This window comes from Streptomyces colwelliae, from assembly GCF_048158785.1.
Taxonomy (GTDB): Bacteria; Actinomycetota; Actinomycetes; order Streptomycetales; family Streptomycetaceae; genus Streptomyces.
On sequence record NZ_JBLTJC010000963.1, the window covers coordinates 1 to 448 of the forward strand.

Consider the following 448-nt stretch of genomic DNA (forward strand, 5'->3'; position numbering starts at 1 on the left):
GGCCGGCACCAGCACACTGACAGTCAACGCGCAGACCATCGACCTGCAGGGCGCGCCGAACCCGACAAAGGCCGGCGATCCCGTCAAGGGTCTCGATTTCTCGGGCTTCAGCCAGGTCAACCTGATCGCCAGCGGCGACATCCGGCTCGGCACGCTGAAGGTGGCCGACGGCCTGAAGACCAGTAACGCGGATACGACCCCGACCGCCGAGCAATCGGCGTTCACCGGCAACCTCGTCACCGCCGCCGATCTCCTGTTCTCCGCCCAGCGCATCTATCCGGTGACCGCCGTCACCTTCGGAATCGAAACCCCCGGCAACGTCAAATTCGCCGCGCCCGCGGGCAGCGACACGACCATTCCGCTGTCGGCCGGCGGAGGCATCACGGTCCATGCCAAGACGATCGAGCAGGCGGGCAATCTGTTCGCGCCGCTCGGCACCATCACGCTC

At 66.7% G+C, this 448-nt stretch carries 1 protein-coding gene; it reads left to right on the top strand.

From position 1 onward, the window contains the following. Nucleotides 1-448: hypothetical protein (locus ACNFOC_RS55375; RefSeq protein WP_416966443.1), on the top strand; the 448-nt coding region annotated here is incomplete at both ends.